Origin of the sequence: Azospira sp. (assembly GCF_030247495.1) — a bacterium.
Lineage (GTDB): Bacteria > Pseudomonadota > Gammaproteobacteria > Burkholderiales > Rhodocyclaceae > Azospira > Azospira oryzae.
In genome coordinates this window covers 708,681-735,385 of record NZ_JAOTRW010000002.1, presented here as the reverse complement: position 1 = coordinate 735,385, position 26,705 = coordinate 708,681, and the positions used below count along the sequence as shown (strand labels likewise).

Genomic DNA, 26,705 nt, shown 5'->3' with positions numbered 1-26,705 from the left:
TTCCAAAGTGCTAAATGGGCCCTTCCAAAAATAGGAGGGGACAACATGGCACGCAAGCTGACGGTGGGAGGGCGGCTGGCCCTGGGCTTCGGGATCTTTTCCCTGATCCTGACGGCCGCGGTCCTGGTGGCGCTGCAGGCCCTGGCCCGGGTGAACGAGCAGGTGGAGAAGATGGCCGCCAAGGACTGGCAGAAGGTGGAGATGGCCAAGGACATTGCCTACGCTGCCAACGATGTGGCCCGCACCGTGTTCTCCCTGTTCCACGACACCTCCCGCCTGGCCGAGCAGAAACAGAAAATCGTCGGCTACCGGGACATGGTGAACCAGCGCCTGGACATCCTGGAAAAGCTGCTCTACCGCCCCAAGGGCAAGCAGTTGGTGGCCGACTTGAAGACCAAGCGCCTGGCCTTTGCCGGCACCTATCCGAAGGTCCTGGAACTGCTGGAAGCCGGGCGGCGGGAAGAGGCCAGCCGCCTCTTCGCCAGCGAGGGCATGCCCCAGCTGGAAGCCTACGTGCAGGCCGTGGATGCCTTCGTTGCCTTCCAGGGCGAGCTGTTCGAGGAATCCGCCGTCACGGCCCGGGAGGTCTACGCCCAGGCCCGCAACCTGATGCTGGTCTTCCTGGCGGCCGCCATCGTCCTGGCCACGGCCCTGGCGTTGTGGATCATCCGCAGCGTCACCCGGCCCCTGGGGGGGGAGCCCGAGGAGGCCAAGGCCCTGGTGCAGCGCCTGGCCGAGGGTGACCTCAGTGCCGACCTGCGCCTGCATCCCCAGGACCGGGGCGACAGCCTGATGGCCGCCCTGGCCACCATGCGCAACAGCCTGCGGGCCATGGTGGGCGAGATCGAGGGCAATGCGGGGGAGGTGTCCGAGGCGGCGCGGGATCTGTCGGTGAATTCGGTGCAGCTGGCCCAGAGCTCGGCGACCCAGAGCGAAGCCACGGCTGCCATGGCGGCGGCGGTGGAACAGGTGACGGTGAGCATCGCCCAGGTCAGCGACAGCGCCAGCCATACCCATGCCATTTCCGACAGTACCGGCCAGCTTTCCGGCGACGGCCACGACGTCATTCTGCGCACCGTAGCGGAGATGCAGGCCGTGGCGGTGGCGGTGGGCGGCGCGGCCCGCTCCATCGAGGCCATGGGCAGCCGCTCCGAGCAGATTTCCAGCGTGGTCCAGGTGATCCGCATGGTGGCCGAGCAGACCAATCTGCTGGCCCTCAATGCGGCCATCGAGGCAGCCCGGGCCGGGGAGGCAGGGCGGGGCTTCGCCGTGGTGGCGGACGAGGTGCGCAAGCTGGCGGAACGGACCGCCCTGGCCACCACGGAAATCAGCGACATGATCGCCGGCGTCCAGGATGCCGCCCGGGAGGCGGTGGACGCCATGGGCGGGGCCACGGCCCGGGTCGAGCAGGGCGTCGCCATGGCCGAGCAGGCCAGCGACTCCATGCAGGCCATCCGCAGCAGTTCCCAGGAAGTGGTGGCGGCGGTCAATACCATCGCCGACGCCCTGCGGGAGCAGAAGCATGCCGGCGGCGATATTTCCGCCAATGTGGAAAAGGTGGCCCAGATGGTGGAGGAAAACAGCGCCGCCACCCACGAAGCGGCCGATACGGCGCGGCGCCTGGAAGCCCTGGCCCAGGCCCTGCACCAGACCTTGCGGCGCTTCCGCCTGGAAGCGCACTCCGCCTAGGCCTGAGTGCCGTCCGAGGCGGCCGGAAGCTCCTCCGGAGGCTCAGGCGGCGGGTTGCAGCTTGGCCGTCAGTTCCTCGTAGGCCCGTACCGCCTCGGCGGCATACATCAGGGTGGGGCCGCCGCCCATGTAGGCACAGATGCCCAGGGTTTCCATCAGCTGTTCCTTGGTCACGCCGAGGCGGATCAGGGCCTTCACGTGGAAGCCGATACAGGCGTCGCAGCGGCTGGCGACGCCGATGGCCAGGGCGATCAGCTCCTTGTGCAGCTCGTCGATGGCCCCGCCCTGGAGGGCGCCCTTGGCCATGGCGTTGAAGCCCTGCATGGTGTCCGGGATTTCCTTGCGCAGGGTGGCGAGAGCCTTGGAAACGTCGCCGGTGATGGTGGTGAAGGACTTGCTCATGGCTGCTCCTGATATATGAGGTTTTTCTGATATTCCAAGTATGGGCAGGGCCGGGCGCCCTGTATGTGACCTGGGTCACCTTGCCCTGCCGGGCCGACTGGTTCATGCTTCGATTCATGCGTCCAATCCTCCTCATCCTTCTGCTGCCCCTGTTCCTGGCTGCCTGCGGCGGCCAGCCCCTGCGCCCCGGCGAAACCTCCCGCGATCAGGTGGTGGCCGCCTGGGGGGCGCCCACCGTGCGCTTCCCCGAGGCCGACGGCGGCGAGCGCCTGCTCTACGCCACCGCCCCCCTGGGTTTCGTCACCCGGGTGCTGGTCTTCGCTCCGGACGGCAAGTTGCGCTCCCTGCACAATGCCCTGGTGGAGGAAGAGTTCGCCAAGGTGCGGGCCGGCGAGGACGGCAAGGAGGAAATCCTGCGCCGCTTCGGACCGCCGACCTGGGTGCAGTTCTTCGAGTGGCGCAATGAGCTGGTGTGGGAATGGCGCTACTGCGACGTGTGGGCCATGCCGGCCCGCTTCAACGTGCTGTTTGATGGTTCCACCGGTATCGTGCGCAGTACCCTGACCGTGCGCGAGGATACCTGGCGCCTGCCCAGCTATTGCAGCCGCTGACGGCAGCCGGGGCGGCTATCCCGGTGCGCCCGCCTGCGGCGCTGCACCAGCCTTGGGCAGCCCCTGTTCCCGGAGTGATTTGGAGGTGGTTGGGTAAGTGTCTGATGCGACGCAATAAATTGTTTTGGCATGGCCGGGTGATTGAATTGGCATAAGGTTTGCAGGAGTGCATCCATTCGAAAAATTAAATGAATGGAGAGCACATGCGACCGCCCGCGTTTTCCCCGCTGTTGACCGTCCTGAGCAAGCTGCCGCCTCTGTTTCTGCTGCGCTGGCTCGTTTCCCTGTCCCTCTTCCTTTCCGTCGGCACGCCGGCCTTGGCCCAGTATTCGGATACCGTGGGCCTGGCGCCCGGGGCCATGATTGCCCAGGCCAGCGAAGTGCCGCCCGCCGAGCCGGCCCCCCCGGCACTGGCCGTGGTGGCTGAGAAGGTGCCCCTGCCGGTCCATGCCGACGGGGCCAACACGGCCTGGATGCTGACCTCCTCGACCCTGGTGCTGCTCATGACCCTGCCCGGGGTGGCCCTGTTCTACGCCGGCATGGTGCGCAAGAAGAACGTGCTGTCCACCATGACCCAGGTCTTTGCCGTGGCCGCCGTGGTCACCCTGACCTGGATGGCCCTCGGCTACACCCTGGCCCTGCGTCCCGGCAGCGCTTTCGTCGGCGGCATGGACCGGCTGCTGCTGCATGGTCTCAGCCTGGACGGCCTGGCCGGCGTCAGCGAGGCGCCCATCCCGGAAACCGTCTATTTCATGTTCCAGCTGACCTTCGCCATCATCACCACGGCCCTGGTGGTGGGGGCTTTTGCCGAGCGCATGCGCTTTTCCGCCCTGCTGCTGTTTGCCGCCCTGTGGTCCCTCGCCGTCTATGCCCCGGTGGCCCACTGGGTGTGGGAGCCGGATGGCTGGCTGGCCCGGATGGGGGGGCTGGATTACGCCGGCGGCACGGTGGTGCACGTCAATGCGGGGGTGGCCGGCCTGGTGGCAGCCATCCTCATCGGCAAGCGCCTGGGCTACGGCAGCGAACCCATGATGCCCCATAGCCTGGCCTTCTCCGTGGTGGGGGCGGCCCTGTTGTGGGTCGGCTGGTTCGGCTTCAACGCCGGTTCGGCCCTGGCGGCCGATTCCCGGGCCGGCATGGCCATGCTGGTGACCCAGGTGGCCTCGGCTGCCGCCGCCATGTCCTGGATGGTGGTGGAGTGGGTGGTGCGGGGCCGGCCCAGCGCCCTGGGCATCATTTCCGGCGCCGTCGGCGGCCTGGTGGCGGTGACTCCGGCTTCCGGTTTCGTCGAGCCCAGCGGCGCTTTCTTCATCGGCATTGCCGGCGGCCTCACCTGCTATGTGGGGGCCACGGCCCTGAAGCGGGTCTTCGGCTACGACGACTCCCTCGACGTGTTCGGTATCCACGCCGTGGGCGGCATCGTCGGCGCCCTGATGACCGGCGTCTTCGCCAGTCCGGCCATCGGCGGCGCTCACGGTTCGGTGCTGAAGCAGCTGCTGGGTGTCAGCGCCACCGCCCTCTTCAGCGCCGTGGCCACGGCCGCCGTGCTGGTGGTGGTGAGCCTGCTGGTGGGCCTGCGGGTGGAGGAGGATGAGGAGCGTGACGGCCTCGACATTTCCCAGCACGGCGAGCATCTGGAATGAGGACGCAACGGCCATGAGCAGCGACAGTGAAATATTCGCCCTGATCGGGCGCATCCACGTACTGATGCGGCGCAGCCTCAACCGCATCACCGATGTGGATTACATGAAGGAAAACAAGGAATACGCCCGGGCCATCGTGGCCCTGGCCGAAGGCTCGGGCCAGGAGGAACTGGCCCAGCTGGCGGGCAAGCTGCGCCAGGCCATGGCGCTGGACCCGGCCGAGCCTGTGGCTGCGGCCCCGGAGCCCAAGGCCAAGTACCTGTTCACCCTGCGTTAGGGCGGGGCGACCGGAAGGCGCCTAGAAGGCGGCGAGGCGGGCGTTGGCCAGGGCCAGGCGGCTGGCCAGCACTTCCAGGAAGGACTGGTAGAAGTGCATGCGGCAGGTTTCCGACGCCTTGTGCAGGGCTTCGCCCTTGACCGTGACGATCTTGGCCTGGGTCAGGGCCACCACGTCGGCGCCCCGGGTCTTGTGGCCGCCGGCGATGACCGCCATCTCGCCGAAGCAGTCGCCGGCGGTAAGCAGGTTGAGGATCTTGCCGCCCTTGGTCACCTTCAGTTCCCCTTCTGCCAGGAAGCAGAAGAAGTCGCCCTTTTCGCCATCGCGCATGATGACGTCTCCCGGCGTCACCTTGTCCCAGCGGGAGAAGCGCAGCACTTCCCAGATCTCCACGTCGGAGAAGCCGGCGAAGAAGGGCAGGGCGCGCAGGGTGTCGAATTTCTCCGTGTCGGCGAACTCGTCCTGCCGGGCCTGCAGCTGCTTGTTGCGCACCGCCTGGGCCAGGTCGTGGGCGAATTCCTCCCAGGTGGCGTAGCGGTCGTCCAGGTCCTTGGCCATGGCCTTCTGCACGATGGCCTCCAGGGCCGGCGGCAGGTCGTGGCGCAACTGGCCGGGTGGCGTCGGTGCCAGATGGATGATCTGGTACACCATGTTGTAGTTGGTGCTGGCCTGGAAGGGCAGCTGGCCGGTGAGCATCTGGTACATCACCACGCCCAGGGAATAGATGTCGGTGCGGTGGTCCAGGGGCTGTTCCTTGACCTGCTGGGGCGACATGTAGGCCGGGGAGCCGATGCCCGAGACCTGGGTGCGGTCGGTGCCGGCGGTGAGGGCGGCGCCGAAGTCGGAAATCTTGATGTCGCCGGAGAAGCCCCGGGCGTCCGATTCGGCCAGGAGGATGTTGGCCGGCTTGATGTCCCGGTGGGTGATGCCGAGGCGGAAGGCGAAATCCAGGGCCCGGGTGCATTTGAAGATGATCTCCACCACCCGCTCCACCGGCAGCAGCTTGGCGGGGTCGCAGAAATCCTCCAGGGTGCCGCCGGGCACGTACTCCATGACGATGTAGGCCAGGTTCTCCTCCACCACCGCATCATAGATCTGCACGATGTGGGGATGGTTGAGCTTGCCGGCGAGGGAGGCCTCGTTGAGGAAGAGGTGGGAGTAGAGCTTGCCCCGTTCCGGGTCCTTGAGGACTTCGGGAAAGGCCAGCTTGACCGCCACGTCGCGGTCGGCGAAGGAATCGTGGGCGAGGAACACGGTGCTGGTGGCACCGCGGCCCAGTTCCCGGATGACGTCGTACTTGCCGATCTTTTCCATGGGACGGTCAGGCTCCATGTTTGTTATTGCAGGCGGCGACAGCTGAAGCGGGATGAGGCAGGTGAGGCGGAATGCGGGCGGGGACTGCTTGCCCCGCTGCTCCGCCGGGGCGGCGGAGCAGCGCTGTGTTGCTATTGTCGCTAGCTTACACCCGGGCCTTGGCCCGGGCGATGGCGGCCTTGACCTGTTCGGGGGCGGTGCCGCCGATGTGGTTGCGGGCGGCCAGGGAGCCTTCGATGGTCAGACAGGTGGCCACGTCGCTCTGCACCAGGGGAGAGAAGGCCTGCAGCTCGGCCAGGGTGAGGTCGGCCAGGTCCTTGCCTTGGGTCTCGGCGGCCTTGACGGCGGCGCCGACGACTTCGTGGGCTTCGCGGAAGGGCAGGCCCTTCTTCACCAGGTAGTCGGCCAGGTCGGTGGCGGTGGCAAAACCTTCGGCCAGGGCGCCGCGCATGCGCTCGGGCCGGGCCTCGATGCCGCCCATCATGTCGGCGAAGATGCGCAGGGTGTCGATGACCGTATCGGCGGCGTCGAACAGGGGTTCCTTGTCTTCCTGGTTGTCCTTGTTGTAGGCCAGGGGCTGGCCCTTCATCAGGGTCAGCATGGAGATGAGGCTGCCGTTCACCCGGCCGGTCTTGCCCCGGGCCAGTTCCGGCACGTCCGGGTTCTTCTTCTGGGGCATGATGGAAGAGCCGGTGCAGAAGCGGTCGGCGATCTTGACGTAGCCGAAACGGGGGTTCATCCACAGCACCAGTTCTTCCGAGAGGCGGGAGAAGTGGGTCATCAGCAGGGAGGCGGCGGCACAGAATTCAATGCCGAAGTCCCGGTCGGAAACGGCATCCAGGGAATTTTCGCAGACGCCGTCGAAGCCCAGCTGGGCGGCGACGAATTCCCGGTCGATGGGGTAGGTGGTGCCGGCCAGGGCGGCGGCGCCCAGGGGCAGGCGGTTCACCCGCTTGCGACAGTCGAGGAAGCGCTCCTTGTCCCGCTGGGTCATCTCGAAGTAGGCCAGCAGATGGTGGCCGAAGGTCACCGGCTGGGCCACCTGCAGGTGGGTGGAACCGGGCATGGGGGTGGCGGCTTCCTTCTCGGCCAGGACCAGCAGGGCGGTCTGGAAAGCCTTGATCAGTTCGACGATGGAGTCGATGGTGTCGCGCAGCCAGAGGCGGATGTCGGTGGCCACCTGGTCGTTGCGGGAGCGGCCGGTGTGCAGGCGCTTGCCGGCGTCGCCCACCAGGGTGGTGAGGCGCTTTTCGATATTGAGGTGCACGTCCTCCAGGTCCAGGGACCATTCGAACTTGCCGGATTCGATCTCCTCCACGATCTGGGCCATGCCCTTCTCGATGTCGGCCAGGTCGGCGGCGGCGATGATGCCCTGCTTGGCCAGCATGCGGGCGTGGGCCAGGGAGCCGTTGATGTCCTGGCGCCACAGGCGCTGGTCGAAATCGACGGAGGCGGTGTAGCGCTTGACCAGGTCAGACATGGGCTCGGAGAAACGGCCGGCCCAGGTGTAGGAGGAGTTCTGTTGGGTCATGATATGTGGGAAACTTGGGACGAATTTGAGGCAAACCGGAGCAAAGTGGCGCAAAGCTGGAATTTCGCCGCCATTTGCCAGGAAAAGCCGCTGAAAACTGCACGGAAAGCGCAAATAAGTTGGCAAGTATAAAGCAAAACCCCGCTGCCCATCCCCTGCCGGACTGCCGCAATCTGGGCGTCATGCTGCGCATCCTGCTGGGGGCCAACCTGCTGGTGGCCGCCGCTGCCCTGCTGCTGGCGCCCCGTCTGGAGGACTGGCCCCAGCGCCTGGTGGAGCTGGCCACCTGGTGCGAGCCCCTGCTGCTGTCCACCCTGGGCCTGCTGGCCCTGGGCCGGGACTGGCTGTGGCGCCTCAAGCCCCGGGCCGGCCAGGCCCTGGTGCTGTTGCTGGTGATGGCCCAGGCCCTGCTGTTCTTCGACTTCTGGCGTTTCATGGGCCTCATCGAGGGCGGCTGGGGCGCTGCCCTGCGGGCGGCCCTGCTGGCGGCGGCGGCGACCCTGCCCCTGCTCCTCTATTTCAGCCTGCGGGCCCGGGCCTTCTCCCCCGCCGTGGCCGAGGCCCGCCTGCAGGCCCTGACCGCCCGCATCCGTCCCCACTTCCTCTTCAACAGCCTCAACGCCGTGCTCTCCCTCATCCGCCAGGACCCGCGGCGGGCCGAGACGGCCCTGGAGGAGCTGGCCGACCTGTTTCGCGCCCTGATGCGGGATGCCCGCAATCTCTCGCCCCTGTCCGACGAAATTGCCCTCTGCCGCCAGTACCTGGGGCTGGAAAAGCTGCGCCTGGGCGAGCGGCTCAAGGTGGAGTGGGACATTGTGGACGTGCCCGACGACGCCCTGGTGCCGCCCCTGATGCTGCAGCCCCTGCTGGAGAACGCCGTCTACCACGGCATCGAGCCCGGGGAGGGCAGCGGCACCATCCATATCGGTTTTTCCCGTCAGGGCGACGCCATGGTGGCGGAACTGACCAATCCCTGTCCCCCGGGCCAGGGTCACCATGCCGGCAACCGCATGGCACTGGCCAACATCCGGGAGCGCCTGGACCTCTACTACGACCTGGAGGCGCGCCTGGAAAGCAGCGAACAGAACGGCACCTACCGGGTGCGCATCACCCTTCCCCTGCGGAGACCGTTGCCATGACCGAGCCCACGCCCGCCCCTCTCAGCATCGTCCTGGTGGACGACGAAGCGCCGGCCCGCCGGCGCATGGGCACCCTGCTGGAGGACCTGGCCCTGGAACTGCCGACCCGGGTGGTGGGGGAGGCCGGCGACGGCGAAGCGGCCCTGGAACTGATCCAGCAGGTGCAGCCCGACGTGGTGCTGGTGGACATCCGCATGCCCAAGATGGACGGCCTGGAGCTGGCCCGCCACCTGGCCGGCCTGCCGCGGCCGCCGGCGGTGATCTTCGCCACCGCCTACGACAGCCATGCCGTCCAGGCCTTCGACCTCAATGCGGTGGATTACCTGCTCAAGCCGGTGCGTCTGGCCCGCCTCCAGGCCGCCCTGGAAAAGGCCCGGCTGGTGGGTCCCCTCACCGCCGAACGTCTGGCCAAGGTGCGCCAGGAGTCCGGCCAGGGCGCCCGCCGCCATTTCTCCTGCCACGAACGGGGCCGCATCCTGCTGGTGCCGGTGCAGGAGGTGCTCTATCTCAAGGCCGATCTCAAATACGTCACCGCCCGCACCCGGGAGCGGGAATACCTGCTGGACGAGGCCCTCACCCATCTGGAACAGGAGTTCGCCGAGCGCTTCATCCGCCTGCACCGCAGCGTGCTGGTGGCCAAGGACGCCCTGGCCGGCTTCGAGCGGGGCCAGGGGGACGGGGAAGAGGGCGGTGAACAGTGGCTGGCCCTGCTCAAGGAAGTGCCGGAAAAACTGCCGGTGAGCCGCCGCCAGTGGGCGACGGTGAAGCAGTACGCCAAGTAGGCGGTGTTTGGCGTGGGCGGCGAATCGCGCCGGTGATTTTGTACCTGACCGGCTGCCATGGTCTTTTGCTGCTGCCGGGGCTGTTCTGCCCCTCCGGCCTGGATTAGCCCCTGGGCCTGGACTTCTTGCGGCCGCTTAAAAACTGAAGGCCACGGCGCCGGCACAGAAGGCCAGTACCGCCAGCAGCAACGCCTGGGTGTAGTTGCGGTGTGCTTTCAGCTTTTTCAGGATCGTGTCGATCTCGTTGCCGTTCATGCCTAACTCCAAGTAATCAGCGGGCACAGAGGGTTTAGCAAGGGGCATGCCTGGGGGACGCATATTTTGGTTTCTCGGCAAACCAAAGGCTGGAGTGGTTCTGTTTCCTTGCCCGCATTCATGTCCATATCCATGTAGTGGTCAGTTGGCAGGTGATTTAAGTGCCAGGTTGTCTTGGAAATCAAAGCCGTCCATGCACCGTTGCTGTGCATGGACGGCTTTGACTACATACGCCTGTTCCGAGATGGTATGCAGCGCTTACCTTTTGTCTCAGGAAGTAGAAAGTGCTGCAGGTATCAGTTGCCGGACGGAAGCGGCGTCTCGGTGAGGGTTTCCCGTTCCGGGTGTAGCGGGTTGCCGTTGGTGCGTTTCGCGGCTATTTCCTTGCTGGTGGCTTCCAGTGCCAGGAATCGACTGGCGGTATCCGGATGGGAGGTGCCGTGGCCAATGGCTTGCGGATGCTCTACTGCCATACGGCGCCAGAAATTCGGGGCGTTATCAACGTCGAAGCCGGCTCGGGCCGCATAATAAAGACCGACATAATCCGCTTCCGACTCAAAGCCTTGGCTAAAGGCCATGGAGCCAAGATCACCGGCGAGCCGGGTGACATCTACCCCTGTGCCAACAGAAATAACTGCCCCGAGTAGGGCGCCCAGTAGACTGTTGTTTCGCTTTTTGTCGAGGTGCCCCATGGTGTTGTGGGCCAACTCGTGTCCCAGTACGAGGCCCAGTTCGTTGTCGTCCTGGGCAAAGCGCATCATGCCGCTGGTCAGGATGATCTGTTTGCCGTCTGCATAGGCATTGACGGCATCGTTATCCACGACCGTAACCGGATAGGCGCAAGCCTTGACCGGCGTCAGCTGAGCTTCGATTTCCTTCTCTCCACGTTGAATCCTGATGGCTGTTGCTTCACCTGCTTCCAGGGACCTCATCGCTGCATCAAGTGCTTCCTGCACCGAGTCGGATTGGCTAAAAGTACGGTTTTCAATAGAGAGAATTCGATCCCCGGGTTGTACGCCAGCTAATTGGGCGGGAGATTGGGGGGCTACATTGGTGACCAGAGGTGCAGGGCCTTTGCCTATGATCTTGGTGGCCGAGCGTGACCATTCATCCTTGTACATGCCGTTGTGGATCAGACGCATGCCTGTACTGGGTTTGACTTGCTTCTCGCAGAGATCTGCTGCTCCCGTGAGGATCCGGAAAGCCACGGCATCTGCCCGTTCCTGACGCTTCAGACGTTCCTTGAAAGCCATGTCCCGTTGCAGCTCTTTTTCAGCCGATGTCTTTTGATCGTCGACGGCTGGGCGACGCGTGACAGGGGCACATGCGGAAACGCACAGGCAGACAAATAAAACCGTGATGAAATGACGCATGACTGATTCCCTTTGGTTTTGTGTGCGGTGAATTATGCCTTTTGGTTTTTTGTTCGGCTAGCTTGTATCGCAGAACTGCAGGGGGAACTGCCAAGTGCGCTTTTCCAATTGATGAGAGAATTCCGGTCTTTCCTTAACCCTTTTTTCCCATGCTCCGCCAGCAAGCCCTCGCCGCCCTGATGCTCGATACCGTGCCCGCCAAGGTGGCGGCGGTGCTGGCCCTCGATCCGGCGGGGCCGGTGGCGCCGGGCCTGCGGCTTGTGCCTTCCGCGCCCCTGCCGGGGCGGCCACCGCGGCCCGCGCTGGTGCCGCCGGCCGAAGTGCCGCGCCGTTCCCTGCACACGGCGGAGGGACGGGCCGCCCTGCTGCACGCCATCGCCCATATCGAGTTCAACGCCATCGACCTGGCCCTGGACATCGTCTGGCGCTTCCCCGATCTGCCCGAGGACTTTTACCGGGACTGGCTGCGCATCGCCCGGGAGGAGGCCCAGCACTTCACCCTGGTGGACGATCACCTGCGCACCCTGGGCTACGCCTACGGCGACTTTGCGGCCCACCGGGGCCTGTGGGACATGGCGGAGAAGACGGCGGACGACGTGCTGGCCCGCCTGGCCCTGGTGCCCCGGGCCATGGAAGCCCGGGGGCTGGATGTGAACCGGGGCATCCGCGACAAGCTGGTGCAGGCTGGGGAGGTCGCCGCCGGCCCGATCCTGGATGTCATCCTGCGGGACGAGATCGGCCATGTGGCGGCGGGCAACCGCTGGTATCGCCACGTCTGCCGCGAGCGGGGCCTGGAGCCCCTGGCGGCGGAGGCTGAACTGGCGGCCCGCTACGGCGCCCCCAAGGTGCGGGGGCCCTTCAACCTGGAGGCGCGGCGGGCGGCCGGCTTCGATGCGGCGGAACTGGCGGCCCTGGTCGCGCGCTGATCTGGCCTTGCTGAAGCCCGGGCCGGCCTGCCGCAGGCGATGGCCTGGGAGCCAGCAACGGCGGCCATCTCCGCCATGCCATGCCCGGGATGGCCGTCCTTCCTGCCTCCTGGCGGCATGCTTCGCTGCTGCCCTTGCCACTTCCTGCACCGGCTCCGCCCTGCCTTAGAATCCGGGAGTGGGTCCGGCGCGCGTCTGCCCCGATCGGCCCCGTCGGGCCCACGCCAGAAAACCAGAAGAGGAGACTTCCCCATGCAGCAGCATTCCCGTTTCTACATCGGCGGCCAGTGGGTCGCCCCCGACGGCAACGCCTTCATCGACGTGGAGAATCCGGCCACCGAGACGGTCATCGCCCGGGTGCCGGAAGGCACGGCCACCGACGCCGACCGGGCAGCCCGGGCCGCGGCGGCCGCCTTTCCCGCCTGGGCCGCCCTCTCCGGGGCGGAGCGGGGCGCCTTCCTGCAGAAGATCGCCGATGGCCTCAAGGCCCGACAGGATGAGCTGGGCCGCCTCATCGCCAGCGAGGTGGGCATGCCGGTGAAACTGGCCACCCGGGTTCAGGCCGGCAATCCCATCTTCACCTTCGCCGCCTGCGCCCGCATCGCCGCCGAGGGTTTCGCCGAGGAGCGCATCGGTCAGTCCCTGGTGCTGAAGGTGCCCACCGGTCCGGTGGCCTGCATCACGCCCTGGAACTTCCCCCTGCACCAGATCGCCGCCAAGGTCGGCGCCGCCCTGGCCGCCGGCTGCACGGTGGTCTTGAAGCCCTCGGAAGTGGCGCCCCTCAACGCCTTTCTCCTGGCCGAGGTGATCGAGGCGGCGGGCCTGCCTGCCGGCGTCTTCAATCTGGTCACCGGCTACGGCCCGGTGGTGGGCGAGGCCCTGGCCGCCCATCCGGCCCTGGCGGCCGTCTCCTTCACCGGCAGTACGGCCGCCGGCAAACGGGTGGCGGCGGTGGCGGCGGCCACGGTGAAGCGGGTGTCCCTGGAGCTGGGCGGCAAGTCCGCCTCCGTGGTGCTGCCGGATGCGGATCTGGCGGCGGCGGTGAAGGGCACGGTGGCCGGCTGCTTCCTCAATTCCGGCCAGGCCTGCTCGGCCCTGACCCGGCTGCTGGTGCCGCAAGAGCGTTACGCCGAGGCTGCTGCCCTGGCGGTGCAGGCCGCGGCGGCCTACACCCTGGGCGATCCCTTGGCGGAGGGCAGCCGTCTCGGTCCCCTGGTTTCCGGCCTGCAGCGGCAGCGGGTGCGGGCCATGATCGAGCAGGCCGTGGCCGACGGCGCCGAGCTGCTGTGCGGCGGCAGCGCCGCGCCGGAAGGCTTGCCCACCGGCTACTACGTGCGGCCCACGGTGTTCGGCCGGGTGCGGCCCGATGCCGCCCTGGCCCGGGAGGAGGTGTTCGGCCCGGTGCTGGCCATCCTCACCTACCGGGACGAGGCGGAGGCCGAGGCCATCGCCAACGGCACCGACTACGGCCTGGCGGCTGCCGTGTGGTCCGCCGAGGAAGCCCGGGCCCTGGCCTTCGCCCGCCGCCTGCGGGCCGGCCAGGTGGACATCAATGGCGCCTTCTTCAACCTGCTGGCGCCCTTCGGCGGCTTCAAGCAGTCCGGCTACGGCCGGGAGCTGGGGCGCCACGGGGTGGAGGACTTCCTGGAAACCCAGTCCATCCAGCTGCCCCAGCGGCAATAGGGCCTCTGTCGCCGCGGGCCGGCCAGGCGCGGGGCAGGTGCCCCGGCCCTGGCCGCCTCCGGCCTCAATACCAGTACTTGGGATAGCTGCCCCGCTGCCGGGCGTTGTTGACCGCCAGGGCGCAGGCGACGATGACCAGGGCGCCCAGCAGTACCGGGCTGAAGAGAAAGCCCAGGGCCGGCTTGGTCGCCAGGACCAGCAGCGGATTGGCGCCAGCGGGGGCGTGCACCGTGCGCGTCCATTGCATCAGGCCCAGGGCCAGCCCCACCGCCAGGGCCGAGGCCAGCCAGCCGTCCCCCAGGGTATGCAGCACCGCCAGGCCGACGGCGGTGGCCAGAAGATGGCCGCCGACGATGTTGCGCGGCTGGGCCAGGGGGCTGTCGGGCAGGCCGAAGGCCAGCACGCAGGTGGCGCCGAAGGGCGCCATGAGCCAGGGAGTGCCGCTCCACAGGCTGAGTCCGGCGATGCTGCCGATGGCCACGGCGGCACCGAGCATGGAAATGGCGATATAGGCCAGGGGTGGCGCGGGCGGCGCCTTGGCGGCGGACAACGGGAGCATGGCATTCCTCGGGGATTGATGTAGACAGGTCTGTATATTGTGCAAGACAGATCTGTCTGTCAATGTGGCACCATTCCGTTTTTCAGCCACCGCTTCCTGGAGTGCCCATGTCCGACACACTGCTGGCCCCGTCCGACGATCCCAACCCGGAAGGGGCCCGGGCCCGCATCCTGGAAACCGCTTCCCGGCTCTTCTACCAGCACGGCCTGCGGGGCGTCGGCATCGACCGCATCATTGCCGAGTCTGGCGTGGCAAAGATGAGCTTCTACCGCCACTTCCCGGCCAAGGACGACCTCATCCGGGCTTACCTGGAAGGGCGTCACCGGCGCTGGCTGGCCGGCTTCCAGGCCCGTCTGGCGGCCCGGCCGCCGGAACTGGCCGCCGTTGTCGACATCCTGCTGGCCTGGGCGGCGGAGCCGGACTACCGGGGCTGCGCCTTCATCAACGCGGTGGCGGAAGTGGGGGAGGGCATCGCCGGTGTCGCCGCCATTGCCCGGGCCCACAAGGATGACCTGCAGCGCCTCCTGGCCGAGTGGCTGGCCCCCCGCCTGGGCGAGCGGGCCCCCATGGCGGCCCGCTGCGCCATGGTGGTGGTGGAAGGGTTGATCGTGCGCAGCCAGATGGGCGAAGGCGAACTGCTGGCCAACGACGGGCGCTGGCTGTTGCAGCGTGTTGAAGCGGAGTTTGGCACCGAATAGTCCGTATATCGACGTAAGTGCTTGGCCGACTACCCCCGGCCAGGGGTTGGGCTAGACTGGCGCCATCATCTTTGTGCCCCATATTGGTGCAGCCATCATGCCGTCAGCTTTTTTTGCCGCCATTTTCTTCCGGGGCGCCCGCCGTGGCGAGGCCCGGATGGCGGCTGCGCGGCAGCCGGCGGTGCAGTCCGGGTGGGGCGGCCGGCGTTTCCCGGCCTGTCTCCCGCCGGCCCGGTAGCGCTGCCGAGACGGCCGCTGCCGGGCGTGTTGCCGGTTTCACCCTGTACCCCATTCCCCGATTTTTACTGTTTGTTGCCGCGCCGACCCTCGAGCCGGACGGCCTGTCGTGAGGAGCTGCCATGCCCCAATCCCAAACCGCCCAGATTTCCCCCGCCCCGGGAGCCCTGATCATTTCCGCCCTGGACCAGGAGCGCCTGGTGGGGCTGATCGAACGCCTCTACCTGCGGGACCAGAGCATCCACGTTTCCGCCGGCACCGTGCTGCGCCGTCTGCGGGCCGCCAACCCGGTGCCGCCGGAAGCCATCCCGCCCAACCTGGTGACCATGAATTCCACCGTGGTGCTGAGCGACGCCGACAGCGGCCGCCGCCGGGAAGTGACCCTGGTCTATCCGGAAGACCACGATCCGGACGAGGGCTGCTGGTCGGTGCTGTGCCCCCTCGGTTCGGCCATTTTCGGCCTGCGCGTCGGCGACCCGGTGCGCCTGGAGATGGAAGGCTGGAGCGAAGGCCGCTGGATCATTGCCGACCTGCCCTTCCAGCCGGAAGCCCGGGGCTGGCTGACCATGTGAGGCCTGCGGCCCAGTCGTAGAAAAGGCGCCCGCGGGCGCCTTTTTTCATGCCGGCTGCACGGGCGGCGTCAGTTCCCGGACCTCCACCGCCCCCTGGGCGATGGCCTTGTTGATCAGGCGGTAGGTCTCCTGGTCGAAGGCGGCGGGGCGGCTGCCCTGCTGCTGCAGGATTTCCCACACCTGCTCTTCCCGCTGGGCGGTACCCAGGTAGGCCCAATGGTCCACCACGTGCAGGTCGGTGGTGGAACTGAAGTCGTCCTTTTCCACCAGGCCGATGGGGCCGGCGTAAGGCCATTCCTTCACCTTGAGCTTGGCCAGGGCCGCCATCAGGCGGGCGCTGTGCTGGCTGAGGCTTTCCTTGCCGCAGCAGGCGCCCTTGCAGTTGTGCATCTGGTGGCCGAAACAGGGCTTGCCCGGGCGCTGCTTCTCCAGGCCCAGGAGGACGTGGCACAGGTGGTGGGCGTCGCCGATCTTCTTCAGGCTGTTGCGGGCTTCCTTGGCCGAGTTGAAGAGGCCGTAGAGGTCCGGGCTGCGGCCGAAGTCCAGTTCGTCGGCCAGCACCAGGCGGGGACGGAAGTCGCCGGGAGCCTCCTGCACCAGCTGCCAGGCGCACAGCTCGCCGCCCTTCTTCTGGTGCCGGTTGAGGCTGGGGCGGTGGGCCTGCAGCAGCTTGGCCTCCAGCAGCATGGCGCCCAGTTCGCCGGCGGTCTCCCGCCATTCCACCCGGTATACCTGGGCGGCCATGGCCGTATCCCGGGCGTCCTTCTGGTCGCCGGAGAAGTGGGAGAAGACCCGCTGCCGCAGGTTGCTGCTCTTGCCGATGTAGAGAGGCTCGCCGTCCGCCTCCTGGCCGTACAGCAGATAGACACCGGGCAGTTCCGGCAGGTCGTCCAGGGCTTCCGGCGGCAGGTGGGGTGGCAGCTTGGGGCGCTGGGTCAGGGTCTCCACGGCGGCCCAGATGGGTTCGGGGGCGTACTTGCCGTGCAGGCGGTCCCAGAACTGGTGGATCAGGCGGGCGTCGGAGAGGGCCCGGTGCCGGTGCTCGTCGTAGAGGCCGTGGCGTTCCACCAGGGCGTCCAGGCTGTGGCGGTGGTGCTGGGGCTCCAGCTTGCGCGACAGTTTGACGGTGCACAGCACGGTGGCGTGGAACTTGAGGCCCAGGCGGCGGAATTCGTTTTTGAGGAAGCCGTAGTCGAAGCGGGCGTTGTGGGCCACGAAAAGGCGTCCCTTGAGGCGCCCCAGCACCTCTTCGGCCAGGTCGGCGAAGGGCGGCGCGTCGGCCACCATCTCGTCGCTGATGTTGGTCAGGCCCTGGATGAAGGGCGGGATGGGAATGCCCGGATTGACCAGGCTGCTCCACTGGGTCACGCCGGCGGCCGAGACCTCGACGATGCCGATTTCGGTGATGCGGTCCCGCACCGGGTTGGCGCCGGTGGTCTCCAGGTCCACGAACACCAAAGGTTCGCGGAAAGGGGCTGGGGCGGGGGGAGAGGCGAGGGGCTGGTCGGCCATGCAGGGCACCGGGGCTGAGCGGGGGGTGAAGTCTAGCCCTCTCGCCCGGGGGCGACAATACGTGCCGCCGCTGCGCCCCCACCCGTTACAAGCCGTTACCCCGGGGCGGCGAAGGCCCCATGTTAGAATGGCCCTCACTTTTCCAACGCAACTGCCTCAAACCACTATGGATTTGATTTCCCGCATCAGCCAGCAATTCCAGGACAGCGCCCAGACCAAGCTGGACGCCGTCGAACTGCTGGCCGCCCCCATCGCCGAAGCGGTGGAAACCATGGTCAATTGCCTGGTGAACGACGGCAAGATCCTGGCCTGCGGCAACGGCGGTTCCGCCGCCGACGCCCAGCACTTCGCGGCCGAGCTGGTGGGGCGTTTCGAGGCCGAGCGCCAGGAACTGGCGGCCATCGCCCTGACCACCGACAGCTCCATCCTTACCGCCATCGCCAATGATTACGCCTACAACGTCATCTTTGCCAAGCAGGTGCGGGCCCTGGGCCGCTCCGGCGACGTGCTGCTGGCCATCTCCACCTCCGGCAATTCGGGCAACGTCATGGAAGCCATCCAGGCTGCCCACGATGCCGACATGCGGGTGGTGGCCCTGACCGGCAAGGGCGGCGGCAAGATCGGCGAAATGCTGCGGGAGGGCGATGTGCACCTGTGCGTGCCGGCCGACCGTACCGCCCGCATTCAGGAAGTCCATCTCCTGTCCATCCACTGCATCTGCGACGGCATCGACTGTCTCTTGCTGGGAGTTGAAGAATGATGAAGTCCCTGAAATCCCGTATCGCCCTGCCCCTGCTGCTGGCGGCCCTGGTGCCGACCCTGCAGGGCTGCTTCCCCGTGGTTGCCGGCGGCGTCACCGCCGGCGTGCTGATGGCCACCGACCGCCGCTCTTCCGGCACCTATGTGGAAGACGAGGGCATCGAGGTGAAGGCTGCCAGCCGTCTCTCCGACCAGCTGAAGGACAAGCTCCACGTCAATGTCACCAGCTACAACCGCAAGGTGCTGCTGACGGGCGAAGCGATCAGCGAGGAGGCCAAGGCCCAGGCCGAGCAGATCGTCGCCGCCGTGCCCAATGTGGCCGGCGTCACCAACGACCTGCAGGTGGCGGGCATCAGTTCCCTGTCCGCCCGCAGCAACGATGCCTACATCACCTCCAAGGTGAAGGCCCGCTTCATCGATGCCCAGCGCTTCTCCGCCAACCACGTCAAGGTGGTGACCGAAGCCAGCGTGGTGTACCTGCTGGGCATGGTCACCGAGCGCGAGGCCAAGGCCGCCATCGAGGTGGCTCGCACCACCGCCGGCGTGCGCAAGGTGGTGAATGTGCTGGAGATCATCAGCGATGCCCAGGCCAAGGATCTGGACCTGCGCCAGCAGCAGGATCCCAAGCAGAGCACCTCACCCCGCGCCGGCGGCTGAGCCATGTCCTACATCCTGGCCCTGTTCCTGCCCTTCTTGGCGGTCATGCTGAAGGGCCGCGTCATGGTGGGTATCGTCCTCCTGGTGTTGCAGGTGACCCTGATCGGCTGGCTGCCGGCCACCATCGTCGCCTTCTTCATCATCCACCAGGAGAACACGAAGCAGGCCATCCGCGACGCCATGGGGCGGCCGGACTAGCTCCTGCCGGAGCATCACCATTGAAAAAGGGGCCATCGGCCCCTTTTTTGTTTGCTGCTGTTTTCTGCTATTTCCCGGCGGGCTCGGCTCAGTGCCGGGCGAAGACCCGGGTCTGGCCGTCGTTGCTCACCAGCAGGGTGTCGTAGGGTTGGGGTCGGGCCGTTTCCATGCCCGGGGCGCCCTGGGGCATGCCCGGCACCGCCAGGCCCACGGCCTTGGGCTTTTCCTTGAGCAGGCGCTGGACGTCGGCGGCGGGCACATGGCCCTCAATGACGTAGTTGCCGATGCGGGCGGTGTGGCAGGAACCCAGGCTGTCCGGCATGCCCAGCTGCTTGCGGGCGGCGGGCACGTCGTCCACGTTGTGGCTGCGCACGGTGAACCCGGCGGCCTGCATGTGTTCCACCCACTGGCCGCAACAGCCGCAGTAGGGGCTCTTGTAAACATCCACCGCGGGCAGGGGCTGGGCGGCGTGGGCCAGTTGGGCGCCCAGGGCCAGCAGGGCGGCGGCGAGGAGGGGAGTCTTGGTCATGGCTTTCCTTCGGCAGGTCGGTGGCACATTGTCGCCGGACTAAGTTCGCCCGGCTTTGTCCTGGATCAGGTTCGGGGAATTGGGCGCCCCGGGCGCGAACCCGGGGCGGCTCCGGCTTCTCACGTGGCAAGCAGGGCGTCGGCCGGCACCCCGACCCGCACGTTGCCCCAATGGCGGCCGCCGACGTAGATGGGCATGGCGATGTCGCACAGCACTTCGCCGGTATCCCGCTGGTAGGTCTGCAGCAGCATGGGTTCCGTGTTGGCGGCGGAGCGCAGTTCCGAGGGGCGCTCGAACTTGCGGCAGACCCGGTTGCCCACCAGGTCGGTCTCGTAATCGCCGGTGAGGGGCTTGGAGTACTTCAGGTTATGGGCCGAGAGGTAGCTGTCGCTGGTCATGCCCACGGCGAAGGCGCAGCCTGGGATGTCCTTGAGACAGCTTTCCAGCAGGCCCTGGCAGGTCTGGGCATAGGTGTCGCCCCAGCTGACCTTGTATTTCTGCGGGTTGGTGTCGGGAATGGGCTGGTAGCTGCGGTCGAAGATGTTGATGCCCCGCTTGGCCATGGCTTCCAGTTCGGCCTGCAGGTCGTCGCGGAAGCGGCGGGTGCGGTCCACCGCCTGGTCGAAGGCGCCGGCGCCGATCTTGAAGCGGGACACCAGCTCCTGCACTGCTTCGGTGGCCTGGGCCAGCTCCAGGGTGCGTTGTTCCGATTCCTCCATGTGCTGGGCGACGCTGCCGGAGAGGCGGTGGATGCCGTCCACGTTCTCATGTACCTGCTCGTTGGTGGCGGACAGTTCCTCCATGGCGGCGGCGATCTGCAGCAGCTTTTCGCTGGTGCCTTCGAAATCCCCCACCATGCGCTGGAACTGCTCGGCGGAGCGGCTCACCACCTCCCGGGTCTGCAGCACGTCGGCGTTGATCTCGTCGTTTTCGCTGCGGGTGTTTTCCACCAGGGTGATGACGCCGTTGATGTTGCCGGCGATTTCGGCGGTGGCCTTGTTCACCCGCTCCGCCAGCTTGCGCACCTCGTCGGCCACCACGGCGAAGCCGCGGCCCGCCTCGCCGGCACGGGCCGCCTCGATGGCGGCGTTCAAGGCCAGCAGGTTGGTCTGGTCGGCCACGTCCCGGATCAGGGCGGCGATCTGCTTGACGCTCTCGGAGCGGTGGGAAAGGTCGTCCACCGTCTGGTTGAAACGGGTCACCTTGTCGCTGACGGCGTTGATCTTGCCGGCGATGTCCTGCATCTCGCCCAGGGATTGCCGGGCGATGTCCAGGTTGCCGTGGGTCGAGTCGGAAATGGCGTGGGTGCTGCCGGAAACGTCCTGGATGGCCCGGGTGCTTTCGCTGCTGGCGGTGAACACGGTCTCCGTCAGGCGTACCTGTTCCCGGGCGCTCTTTACCGTGTCCTCGACCCGGGCCTTCACCAGCACCGCCTCCCGGGCGATGCTGACGGACATCTTGCGCACTTCGCCGATGATCTGCCGCATCTTTTCGGCAAAGCGGTTGTAACCGGCGGAAAGCTCCCGCAATTCGTCCTGGGTGATGAGGGGCAGGTCCCGGGAGAAATCCCCTTCGCCCCGGGCGATCTCGTTGAAGATGCCGGTGATGACCTTCACCGGCCGCACGATGAGATGGCGCAGGTAGAGGATCTGGCCGATGTTCATGACCAGGGCCAACAGGGTCAGCCCGCCCATGATGTAGAGGCCGCTATCCAGGCTGGCGCCGATGCGGGCGAGCAGTTCGGGGCTGGCATTGCCGCTATGCAGCAATTGCTGGATGGTGTTTTGCTGGTAGAAATAGACGCCCAGATAACCCAGGTCTACGCAGAAAAGCAGCAGAAAACTGGACAGTTTCTTCGAAAGTGAATTGAAGAAGGTTTTTTCTATATTTTCGTACAACTGCCAGAACGCACTCTTTTGCTGCGGTGCATTATTCATTCCGGGTCTCCTGTGCCAACTATTTCACGTTTTTCGCGGTGGGACCAATGGTAATACGCAAATCCGGTTGCCGAAACTAGGGGGTTTACCGGGTAATGCGATGCATTTTCAAAGCGACTGCAATGCATGCCTTTTTCATGGCCAGAAGTCATTGTTTTCAGGCATCTATCCCCTCCGTGTCGTTGACTTGTGTCAAGACGCCACCGTATGGAGCCTGTTAACATCCCCCGCTTTATCAACACCTGAAACAAAGCAGGGGGAGACAACATGGCCGCTATTGCGCCCGTGCCGGCCCAGAGCCGGTTGCTCATGTCCGGCAACGAAGCCGTTGCCCGCGCCGTCTGGGAGGCCGGTGTCAAGGTTGCCGCGGCCTATCCGGGCACGCCGGCGACGGAAATGCTGGAAGTCATTTCGACCTATCCGGACCTCTACGCAGAGTGGTCGGTGAATGAAAAAGTTTCCCTGGAAGTGGCGGTGGGCGCGGCCTACGCCGGTTCCCGCTCCTTCTGCTGCATGAAGCACGTGGGCATGAACGTGGCCTCCGACGCCCTCATGACCCTGACCCTGACCGGCGTCGCCGGCGGTCTGGTGATCGCCGTGGCTGACGACGTGGGCCTCTCCTCCTCCCAGAACGAGCAGGATTCCCGCTACTGGGGCCGCTTCGCCCACCTGCCGGTGCTGGAGCCCGCCGACTCCCAGGAAGCCTACGAGATGACCAAGCTCGGCTACGAGCTGTCCGAGCGCTTCCAGGTGCCGGTGATCCTGCGCCTCACCACCCGCATCTGCCACGTCAAGGCCCTGGTCACCGTGGGCGAACGTCAGGAGCATGTGGGTGCCGGTTTCAAGAAGGAGCCGGCCCGCTGGGTGATGACCCCCTCCGGCGCCGCCCGCCGCCTGCCCCTGATGTTCGAGCGGGAAGCCGCTCTCAAGGCCGAGGCCGAGGTTTCTCCCTTGAACGTGATCGAGGCCGGCAGCGACCGCCGCCTCGGCTTCATCACCTCCGGCCCCGCCTACATGCACGTCAAGGAAGCCTTCCCCGAGGCACCGGTGCTCAAGCTCGGCTTCTCCTGCCCGGCACCCATCGACAAGTGCCGCGAACTGGCGGTCCTGTGCGACGAAGTGGTGGTGGTGGAAGAGGTGGAGCCCCTGCTGGAAACCGAGCTGAAGGCCCAGGGCATCGCCCTGCACGGCAAGGACATCCTGCCCCGCATCGGCGAGCTGGCGCCGCCCGTGCTCAAGGCCGCCATCGCCAAGCTGCGCGGCGAACCGGTGCCGGCCGTCACCGCGGTGGCGCCGATGCAGGTGTTCCCGCGGCCGCCCACCATGTGCGTGGCCTGCCCCCACCTGGGCGTCTATTACACCCTGTCTCAGGTGCGCAACATCACCATCGCCGGCGACATCGGCTGCTATACCCTGGGGGCCGGCCACCCCTGGAATGCCCTGGATACGTGCATTTCCATGGGGGCATCCATGGGAGTGGCGCTGGGCCTGGACAAGGGCCGGGGCGAGTCGGACAAGGACAAGCGCATCCTGGCGGTGATCGGTGATTCCACCTTCCTGCACATGGGTATGCAGGGCCTGCTGGACATCGTCTACAACCAGGGCAACGTCACCGTGCTGCTGCTGGACAACCGGGCCGTGGGCATGACCGGCGGCCAGAACAACCCGGGCAACGGCCTGGACATCCACGGCAACGAAGCGCCGCGGGTGGATTTCGTCAAGCTGGTGCAGGCCCTGGGCGTCAAGCCGGAGCGGGTGCACAAGGTGAACCCCTACGAGCTGCCGGTGCTGTTCAAGGCCATCCGCGAGGAGGTCAAGGTGGCCGAGCCTTCCGTCATCATCACCGACCAGCCCTGCGTGCTGACCGAGGCCTACCACAAGCTCAAGCCCTTCACGGTCATGGACGACAAATGCACCGGCTGCGGCAACTGCGTCGAAGTGGGCTGCCCGGCGATCCACGTCACCCGGCGGGAAAAGGCCATCAAGCCCAACGGCCGGGAAGTGGACCTCAATTTCGTGCGCATCGAGACTGCTGCCTGTACCGGCTGCGGCCTCTGCGTCCAGCCCTGCGCCCCCGATGCCATCGTCCATGCGGAGACGGTGGTGCCCATCAACATCCTCAAGAAGCACTGAGAGCGCGCCATGAGCATTGCAACGACCAATATTCTTGTTGTCGGCATCGGCGGCCAGGGGGTCATGACGGCCACGGAAATCCTGGCCGAGGCAGCCATCGCCCTGGGCCACGACGTGAAGAAGACCGAAGTGGCCGGCATGGCCCAGCGCGGCGGCGTGGTCTCGTCCCATCTGCGTTTCGGCCCCAAGGTGCTGTCGCCCCAGATCACCCCGGGCACCGCCCATGTGCTGCTGGGTTTCGAGGCGGCCGAGGCCATGCGCTGGCGCCACATGCTGGTACCCGAGGGTATCGCCCTGATGAACACCGCCCAGCTGACCCCGCCGGTGGTGGACCTGGGGCTCTACGACTACCCCGCGGATCCCGTCGGTTCCATGAAGGATTCCGGCTGCCGCGTGGTGGCCTTCGACGCCATGGCCATCGCCAAGGATCTGGGGGACATCCGTCTCGGCAACACGGTCATGTTGGGGGCGGTGGCCGACCATCTGCCCTTCTCCGCCGACATCCTGCTTAACTGCATCCTGCAGCGCTTCGCCCGTAAGGGCGAGAAGGTGGTGGAGCAGAACCGCAAGGCCTTTGCCGCCGGTCGGGCCGCGGTGGCCGCCACTGCCGAAGCGGCTCTGGCCTGAGCCTCGGGCAGGCCGCGATCCGGGGGAGGGTCCATTCTCCCCGGGGTTCTGATAAAATTGCGGCAATTCAAAGGGAAAGGCATTCGCCTTTCCCCTTTTCTTTTTTGTTGGCAGAGAAATCCATGACGGCACAAATTCTCGACGGCAACGCGCTGGCCCAGGAGCTGCGCGAAAGCTTCCAGTCCCGCGTCGCAGCCCTGACGGCCAAGGGCCACCGCCCCGGCCTGGTGGTCATTCTGGTGGGTGAAGACCCCGCTTCCCAGGTGTACGTGCGCAACAAGGTCAATGCCTGCGAGAAGGTGGGCCTGTATTCCGAGAAGATCACCTACGACAAGGATGTGAATCCCCAGGTGGTGCTGGACAAGATCGCCGAACTGAACGCCGATCCCAAGGTGCACGGCATCCTGGTGCAACTGCCCCTGCCCAAGCATTTCGACGAAGAAGCCGTGCTCGAGGCCATTTCCGCCGAGAAGGACGTGGACGGCTTCCACGCCGAGAACGTGGGTGCCCTGGCCCAGGGCAATCCCCGCTTCATCCCCTGCACTCCCTACGGCGTCATGAAGATGTTCGAAAAGGGCGGCGTGGACCTGGCCGGCAAGGAAGCCGTGGTGGTGGGCCGCTCCAACATCGTCGGCAAGCCCATGGGCCTGCTGCTGACCAATGCGGGCGCCACCGTCACCATCTGCCATTCCAAGACCAAGGATTTGCTGTTCCACACCTCCCGCGCCGATATCGTGGTGGCTGCCGTGGGCCGTCCGCGCATGATCACCGGCGACATGATCAAGCCCGGCGCCGTGGTCATCGACGTGGGCATCAACCGTCTGCCCGACGGTAAGCTGTGCGGCGACGTGGATTTCGATTCCTGCAAGGAAGTGGCTTCCCTCATCACTCCGGTGCCCGGCGGCGTCGGCCCCATGACCATCACCATGCTCCTGGCCAACACCATCGAGGCCGCCGAGCGAAAGGCAGCGCAATGAACCAGCCCAAGCACCCCGTGATCGGCATCGTCATGGGTTCCGATTCCGACTGGCCCGTGATGCAGGCGGCCGCCGTCATGCTCAAGGAATTCGGCGTGCCCTTCGAGGCCCGCGTCGTTTCCGCCCACCGCACGCCGGACCTGCTCTTCGACTATGCCGCCGTTGCTGCCGAACGGGGCCTCAAGGCCATCATCGCCGGTGCCGGCGGTGCCGCCCACCTGCCGGGCATGCTGGCCTCCAAGACCATCGTGCCGGTGCTGGGCGTGCCCGTGCCCTCCAAGCACCTTTCCGGCCAGGACTCCCTCTATTCCATCGTGCAGATGCCCAAGGGCATTCCCGTCGCCACCTTCGCCATCGGCGAAGCCGGTGCCGCCAACGCCGCCCTCTTCGCCGTGGCCCAGCTGGCCACCCATGATGCGGAGCTGGCCGAGAAGCTGGCCAATTTCCGTCAGGCCCAGAGCGAGAAGGTTCTGGCCATGAAGCTGCCGGAAGTGTGAGCGGAGACCCGGAAACCATGGCCATGATCCTGCCTCCCGCCACCCTGGGCATGCTCGGCGGCGGCCAACTCGGCCGCTTCTTCGTTTCTGCCGCCCACGAAATGGGCTACAAGGTCTGGGTCCTGGACCCGGATCCCCACAGTCCCGCCGGTCAGATCGCCGAGCGCCATCTGGCGGCCGCCTACGACGACTATGCCGCCCTGGACGAACTGGCCCAGGGCTGTGCCGCCATCACCACCGAATTCGAGAACGTTCCTGCCGACACCCTGGACTACCTGGCCAAGTTCCTGCCGGTGCGTCCCGCTGCGGCGGCTGTTTCCGTCTGCCAGAACCGCATCGTCGAGAAGACCTTCCTCCAGGATAACGGCCTGCCCCACGGCCCCTTCGCCGCCATCCGCAGCGAGGCCGACCTGGAAGCGGCCAGTGCCGGCCTGTTCCCGGGCATCCTCAAGGTGGCCCGCTTCGGCTACGACGGCAAGGGCCAGGCCGTGGTGAACAGCCGGGAGGAGGCCCTGGCCGCCTTCCGCGGCTTCAAGGGCGAGGCTTGCGTGCTGGAGCAGAAGCTGCCCCTGGATTACGAAGTCTCCGTGGTCCTGGCCCGGGATGAAAACGGCAAGGTGGCCTGCTTCCCCGTGGGCGAGAACCAGCACCGCAAGGGCATCCTGGATGTCTCCATCGTCCCTGCCCGGGCCTCCGCCTGCACCGCCGACAGTGCCCAGGAAATCGCCGAGCGCATCGCCGAGAAGCTGGGCTACATCGGCACTCTGGGGGTGGAGTTCTTCATCTCCCGCGGCCGGCTGGTGGTCAATGAAATGGCGCCCCGGCCCCACAACAGCGGCCACTACACCCTGGATGCCTGCGTCACCGACCAGTTCGAACAGCAGGTGCGGGCTCTCTGCGGCCTGCCCCTCGGTGAAGCCCGGGCCCACAGCGCCGCCGTCATGGTGAATATCCTGGGCGACATCTGGTACGAAGAGAAGGATGGGGTCGAGCATTACCGGGAGCCGGACTGGTCCAAGCTCTATGCGGTACCCAATCTGAAGCTGCATCTCTACGGCAAGCACCACGCCCGCCCGGGCCGCAAGATGGGCCACTTCACCGTCATCGGCGAAGACCCGGTGCAGGTGCAGCAGGCCGCGATGGCGGCCCGCGCCGCCATCGGCATCCAGGACGAGTAAAAGGGGCACC

26 protein-coding genes are annotated in these 26,705 nt (G+C 66.5%); 18 read left to right on the top strand and 8 right to left on the bottom strand.

What is annotated here, in order from left to right:
• Positions 1–45: 45 nt before the first annotated feature.
• Positions 46–1,689: a methyl-accepting chemotaxis protein gene (locus tag OEL49_RS03370; protein ID WP_287874002.1), complete on the top strand. Its 1,644-nt coding sequence runs from the start codon at positions 46–48 to the stop codon at positions 1,687–1,689.
• A 42-nt stretch (positions 1,690–1,731) separates the two neighbouring features.
• Here OEL49_RS03370 and OEL49_RS03365 read toward each other — a convergent pair whose 3' ends face one another.
• Positions 1,732–2,091 carry a carboxymuconolactone decarboxylase family protein gene (locus tag OEL49_RS03365; protein WP_014235241.1) on the bottom strand — a complete coding sequence of 120 codons (360 nt, stop codon included), beginning with the start codon at positions 2,089–2,091 and terminating at the stop codon, positions 1,732–1,734.
• A gap of 116 nt (positions 2,092–2,207) precedes the next feature.
• Between OEL49_RS03365 and OEL49_RS03360 the strand changes: the two genes are divergently transcribed.
• The 3 genes from OEL49_RS03360 (at position 2,208) to OEL49_RS03350 (ending at position 4,622) form a co-directional block, all read left to right on the top strand.
• Complete coding sequence (locus OEL49_RS03360) at positions 2,208–2,702, top strand: hypothetical protein (protein WP_014235240.1); 495 nt, start codon at positions 2,208–2,210, stop codon at positions 2,700–2,702.
• Between the two features lie 203 nt (positions 2,703–2,905).
• Positions 2,906–4,345 (top strand): ammonium transporter, encoded by a 1,440-nt coding sequence (locus tag OEL49_RS03355; RefSeq protein ID WP_287874001.1) that lies wholly within the window; start codon positions 2,906–2,908, stop codon positions 4,343–4,345.
• Positions 4,346–4,358: 13 nt separating this feature from the next.
• Positions 4,359–4,622: a hypothetical protein gene (locus OEL49_RS03350; RefSeq protein WP_014235238.1), complete on the top strand. Its 264-nt coding sequence runs from the start codon at positions 4,359–4,361 to the stop codon at positions 4,620–4,622.
• A 21-nt stretch (positions 4,623–4,643) separates the two neighbouring features.
• On the opposite strand, the gene OEL49_RS03345 is transcribed toward OEL49_RS03350, so the two are convergent.
• Positions 4,644–5,954: a protein kinase domain-containing protein gene (locus OEL49_RS03345; protein ID WP_202945983.1), complete on the bottom strand. Its 1,311-nt coding sequence runs from the start codon at positions 5,952–5,954 to the stop codon at positions 4,644–4,646.
• A gap of 127 nt (positions 5,955–6,081) precedes the next feature.
• The gene (gene argH, locus OEL49_RS03340; RefSeq protein WP_014235236.1) at positions 6,082–7,467 is read right to left on the bottom strand and encodes an argininosuccinate lyase; all 1,386 of its coding nucleotides are present in this window, start codon (positions 7,465–7,467) and stop codon (positions 6,082–6,084) included.
• A gap of 119 nt (positions 7,468–7,586) precedes the next feature.
• Here argH and OEL49_RS03335 point away from each other — a divergent pair, with 119 nt between their 5' ends.
• Positions 7,587–8,606: a sensor histidine kinase gene (locus tag OEL49_RS03335; RefSeq protein WP_235832420.1), complete on the top strand. Its 1,020-nt coding sequence runs from the start codon at positions 7,587–7,589 to the stop codon at positions 8,604–8,606.
• Positions 8,603–9,388, top strand: a complete 786-nt coding sequence (locus OEL49_RS03330) for a LytR/AlgR family response regulator transcription factor (protein WP_014235234.1) — start codon at positions 8,603–8,605, stop codon at positions 9,386–9,388. Before OEL49_RS03335 ends, OEL49_RS03330 begins: the two co-directional genes overlap by 4 nt.
• Positions 9,389–9,939: 551 nt before the next feature.
• Here the strand turns inward: OEL49_RS03330 and OEL49_RS03325 are convergent.
• Positions 9,940–11,016 carry a M48 family metallopeptidase gene (locus OEL49_RS03325; protein ID WP_014235232.1) on the bottom strand — a complete coding sequence of 359 codons (1,077 nt, stop codon included), beginning with the start codon at positions 11,014–11,016 and terminating at the stop codon, positions 9,940–9,942.
• Between the two features lie 149 nt (positions 11,017–11,165).
• Between OEL49_RS03325 and OEL49_RS03320 the strand changes: the two genes are divergently transcribed.
• On the top strand, positions 11,166–11,942 hold the full coding sequence (locus tag OEL49_RS03320) for a ferritin-like domain-containing protein (protein WP_014235231.1): 777 nt from the start codon (positions 11,166–11,168) through the stop codon (positions 11,940–11,942).
• Between the two features lie 252 nt (positions 11,943–12,194).
• Positions 12,195–13,625 (top strand): aldehyde dehydrogenase family protein, encoded by a 1,431-nt coding sequence (locus OEL49_RS03315; RefSeq protein WP_014235230.1) that lies wholly within the window; start codon positions 12,195–12,197, stop codon positions 13,623–13,625.
• 64 nt (positions 13,626–13,689) lie between these two features.
• On the opposite strand, the gene OEL49_RS03310 is transcribed toward OEL49_RS03315, so the two are convergent.
• Positions 13,690–14,184 (bottom strand): HPP family protein, encoded by a 495-nt coding sequence (locus tag OEL49_RS03310; protein ID WP_014235229.1) that lies wholly within the window; start codon positions 14,182–14,184, stop codon positions 13,690–13,692.
• A gap of 107 nt (positions 14,185–14,291) precedes the next feature.
• Here OEL49_RS03310 and OEL49_RS03305 point away from each other — a divergent pair, with 107 nt between their 5' ends.
• Positions 14,292–14,882, top strand: a complete 591-nt coding sequence (locus OEL49_RS03305) for a TetR/AcrR family transcriptional regulator (protein ID WP_014235228.1) — start codon at positions 14,292–14,294, stop codon at positions 14,880–14,882.
• A 359-nt stretch (positions 14,883–15,241) separates the two neighbouring features.
• Positions 15,242–15,691 (top strand): GreA/GreB family elongation factor, encoded by a 450-nt coding sequence (locus OEL49_RS03300; RefSeq protein ID WP_014235227.1) that lies wholly within the window; start codon positions 15,242–15,244, stop codon positions 15,689–15,691.
• 45 nt (positions 15,692–15,736) lie between these two features.
• Here the strand turns inward: OEL49_RS03300 and OEL49_RS03295 are convergent, their stop codons facing one another.
• Positions 15,737–17,203, bottom strand: a complete 1,467-nt coding sequence (locus tag OEL49_RS03295) for a 3'-5' exonuclease family protein (RefSeq protein ID WP_152089776.1) — start codon at positions 17,201–17,203, stop codon at positions 15,737–15,739.
• 166 nt (positions 17,204–17,369) lie between these two features.
• Between OEL49_RS03295 and OEL49_RS03290 the strand changes: the two genes are divergently transcribed.
• From OEL49_RS03290 to OEL49_RS03280, 3 genes are read left to right on the top strand one after another with little or no spacing between them, the layout of a single operon-like run.
• On the top strand, positions 17,370–17,963 hold the full coding sequence (locus OEL49_RS03290; protein ID WP_014235225.1) for a phosphoheptose isomerase: 594 nt from the start codon (positions 17,370–17,372) through the stop codon (positions 17,961–17,963).
• Positions 17,960–18,619 carry a BON domain-containing protein gene (locus tag OEL49_RS03285; RefSeq protein WP_014235224.1) on the top strand — a complete coding sequence of 220 codons (660 nt, stop codon included), beginning with the start codon at positions 17,960–17,962 and terminating at the stop codon, positions 18,617–18,619. Before OEL49_RS03290 ends, OEL49_RS03285 begins: the two co-directional genes overlap by 4 nt.
• Positions 18,620–18,622: 3 nt before the next feature.
• Positions 18,623–18,817 (top strand): YqaE/Pmp3 family membrane protein, encoded by a 195-nt coding sequence (locus tag OEL49_RS03280; protein WP_014235223.1) that lies wholly within the window; start codon positions 18,623–18,625, stop codon positions 18,815–18,817.
• An 88-nt stretch (positions 18,818–18,905) separates the two neighbouring features.
• Here OEL49_RS03280 and OEL49_RS03275 read toward each other — a convergent pair whose 3' ends face one another.
• Positions 18,906–19,346 carry a DUF411 domain-containing protein gene (locus OEL49_RS03275; RefSeq protein ID WP_014235222.1) on the bottom strand — a complete coding sequence of 147 codons (441 nt, stop codon included), beginning with the start codon at positions 19,344–19,346 and terminating at the stop codon, positions 18,906–18,908.
• Positions 19,347–19,465: 119 nt separating this feature from the next.
• Positions 19,466–21,283 carry a methyl-accepting chemotaxis protein gene (locus OEL49_RS03270; protein ID WP_014235221.1) on the bottom strand — a complete coding sequence of 606 codons (1,818 nt, stop codon included), beginning with the start codon at positions 21,281–21,283 and terminating at the stop codon, positions 19,466–19,468.
• A gap of 267 nt (positions 21,284–21,550) precedes the next feature.
• Here OEL49_RS03270 and OEL49_RS03265 point away from each other — a divergent pair, with 267 nt between their 5' ends.
• The 5 genes from OEL49_RS03265 to OEL49_RS03245 all read left to right on the top strand — a co-directional run bounded on the left by OEL49_RS03265 (position 21,551) and on the right by OEL49_RS03245 (position 26,695).
• Positions 21,551–23,416 (top strand): thiamine pyrophosphate-dependent enzyme, encoded by a 1,866-nt coding sequence (locus tag OEL49_RS03265; protein ID WP_014235220.1) that lies wholly within the window; start codon positions 21,551–21,553, stop codon positions 23,414–23,416.
• A 9-nt stretch (positions 23,417–23,425) separates the two neighbouring features.
• On the top strand, positions 23,426–24,043 hold the full coding sequence (locus tag OEL49_RS03260) for an indolepyruvate oxidoreductase subunit beta (protein ID WP_014235219.1): 618 nt from the start codon (positions 23,426–23,428) through the stop codon (positions 24,041–24,043).
• Positions 24,044–24,165: 122 nt separating this feature from the next.
• Positions 24,166–25,020, top strand: coding sequence for a bifunctional methylenetetrahydrofolate dehydrogenase/methenyltetrahydrofolate cyclohydrolase FolD (gene folD, locus OEL49_RS03255; RefSeq protein ID WP_014235218.1), 855 nt, complete (start codon positions 24,166–24,168; stop codon positions 25,018–25,020).
• A complete protein-coding gene (gene purE, locus OEL49_RS03250) occupies positions 25,017–25,517 on the top strand; it encodes a 5-(carboxyamino)imidazole ribonucleotide mutase (RefSeq protein ID WP_014235217.1) in 501 nt (166 codons plus the stop codon). The genes folD and purE overlap by 4 nt, the downstream gene beginning before the upstream one ends.
• A 23-nt stretch (positions 25,518–25,540) precedes the next feature.
• Positions 25,541–26,695 carry a 5-(carboxyamino)imidazole ribonucleotide synthase gene (locus OEL49_RS03245; RefSeq protein WP_287874000.1) on the top strand — a complete coding sequence of 385 codons (1,155 nt, stop codon included), beginning with the start codon at positions 25,541–25,543 and terminating at the stop codon, positions 26,693–26,695.
• Positions 26,696–26,705 lie beyond the last annotated feature (10 nt).